The sequence below is a fragment of the Arsenophonus sp. ENCA genome (genome assembly GCF_002287155.1).
Taxonomy (GTDB): Bacteria; Pseudomonadota; Gammaproteobacteria; order Enterobacterales; family Enterobacteriaceae; genus Arsenophonus; species Arsenophonus nilaparvatae.
In genome coordinates this window covers 1-1,850 of record NZ_NHNG01000120.1, presented here as the reverse complement: position 1 = coordinate 1,850, position 1,850 = coordinate 1, and the positions used below count along the sequence as shown (strand labels likewise).

Below are 1,850 nucleotides of genomic sequence, written 5' to 3'. Positions count from 1 at the left end.
AGGTAACCATCTGGGCAGATACCGGTTTTCAAGGTATAGATAAACAGCATCCTAATACACAAATCCCAAAAAAAGGAACTCGAAAAAGACCTTTATCGCCTGAACAAAAACAAGAAAATAAAATAATCTCGGGCATCCGTATTACAGTTGAACACGCCATCGCGGGTATCAAGCGCCTCGGTTGCATGACCCAAATTTTACGGAATCGTAGACCCTTTATTGATGATACCTTCTTACTCCTTAGCGCAGGTCTTTGGAATTTCCATCTCAGAACAGCGTAAAATTTACTTCAATCACCGAAACACCCTTATTTCACTATTAAGCAACACGCTTATAGAATCAAATTAGATTTCACGGATGGGAAAAGGATCATTTGGTGGCTTGGATAAATTCTTTTCTGAAATGAAAAAAATAAACGACATTAAAAAAGACACAGAAAGAGAGCCAATCATTAAATCCCTTTTCGAGGATGATTCAGAAACTTTACAAGTCGTAAATGAATTACTCAAAAGAGGACGTGAAGGCTACGATGAAATCGTTAGCAGAATGCGACGACAAGCGGATTTGAATCAACGTGTTAAAATGCAGCTTGGCACGCTAACCAATCTTTGGGATGCCATGATGGGCACAGCAACAAACGGACTTGCCTCAATAGGACGTGCATTTGAAAAGGATACTAAGGCAACAACAAAGTGGCTTGGTGATTTGAGCGGTCGCTTTGATGAGTTTGTGACCCAACATCCGAACGTCGTTCGGAGTGCGGTGGGTATTGCAGCAGGACTAACAACGGTGAAACTTGCTGTTTGGGGATTACGCGCCGCTTTAATCGCTTTGGGAACATCAACACCTATTGGTTGGGTATTGACAGCAATCGGTGTTGCGCTCGGCGCAATCGCGGCTAACTGGGAAGATGTCAAGAATGCTTTCTCAACGGAAGAAACGCCAAAAATTAAAAAACAACGAGAAGAAATCAAAAAAGTTGTACCGCCGGAAGTCCTGAATACCCATAGAGGTATAGAAATGGCTTCCAATTCAATCGGATTGATGCAATCTCCGTTTGCTTCTTCAGGTCTGCTTCAGCCAAAAACAGAAAATTCCCCCCAAAAAGCACCCAATACGATTGGGCTGATGCCTTCACCTTTTGCCCAAAATTTCTCGACGAAAAACACGAGATCCGAAACCCAGGATAAAGCTATCGAAAAGCTCAGATTGTCTGTGCCGTCACGAGAACAAAAGTTGCAATTGCAAGTTGATTTCAACAACGCACCGCTTGGTATGACGGTGAAACCAGAAGGTAAGCAACCGTCCTGGTTTGACTTGGATTTTACCTATAAAGGCTATACCCGCTTTGCCAGACAATGACCGCTTCGGCGGTTTTTTCTTTTTCAGGAGTTTTGATGACCAGTTGGAAAGATAACCTACGCCCAGCCTCCTTTCGCGGCGTACCGTTTCAGATAGAAGACGACGAGGGGACGTTTGGGCGGCGCGTACAAGTGCATGAATATCCCCATCGTGACAAGCTGTCAATGCCAATTGAATTCTGATCCACTTTGCTAAAGTAAAACTGATCCACCCCCTTTAATTTACTCGCTCAGTTCCGCTTTCAATTTTTTATGTAGCTGACCGCTTTTTAGCTTGTCTTTTGTAAGCGTCATTGGAACCACACAGAGATAGGTAGCGTGGTTTAAGGTAAGGTAATTTTCCAGGGCAGCAGTACGTTCCAGTCTATATCTTCATCAGGGGATTTTAGCGACGTCAGCAATGCCAGAAGATAATCGTACGGGTTAAGACCATTGATACGTGCACTTTCCACCAGGCTGTACAATAGCGCACTTGCATGAGCACCCGCT

General features: G+C 43.8%; 3 protein-coding genes and 1 pseudogene. 3 read left to right on the top strand and 1 reads right to left on the bottom strand.

The genetic code is table 11. The features are described from left to right. The 3 genes and pseudogenes from CBG25_RS03440 to CBG25_RS03430 form a co-directional block, all read left to right on the top strand. Positions 1–281, top strand: a 281-nt coding sequence (locus CBG25_RS03440) for a transposase family protein (RefSeq protein ID WP_290603775.1), incomplete at its 5' end; no start/stop codon positions are given. A 76-nt stretch (positions 282–357) separates the two neighbouring features. Then, positions 358–1,362, top strand: coding sequence for a phage tail tape measure protein (locus tag CBG25_RS03435; protein ID WP_290604536.1), 1,005 nt, complete (start codon positions 358–360; stop codon positions 1,360–1,362). A 35-nt stretch (positions 1,363–1,397) separates the two neighbouring features. Beyond that, positions 1,398–1,520, top strand: a pseudogene (locus tag CBG25_RS03430) (DNA circularization N-terminal domain-containing protein); the annotation flags it as partial. A 164-nt stretch (positions 1,521–1,684) separates the two neighbouring features. On the opposite strand, the gene CBG25_RS03425 reads toward CBG25_RS03430, so the two are convergent. Then, a partial coding sequence (locus CBG25_RS03425) for a transposase domain-containing protein (RefSeq protein ID WP_290603847.1) occupies positions 1,685–1,850 on the bottom strand: 166 nt, incomplete at its 5' end.

What these genes read in the sequence shown, in the direction of transcription:
- CBG25_RS03435 (WP_290604536.1), top strand. Translation starts at nt 358, where the DNA reads ATGGGAAAAGGATCATTTGGTGGCTTGGATAAATTCTTTTCTGAAATG.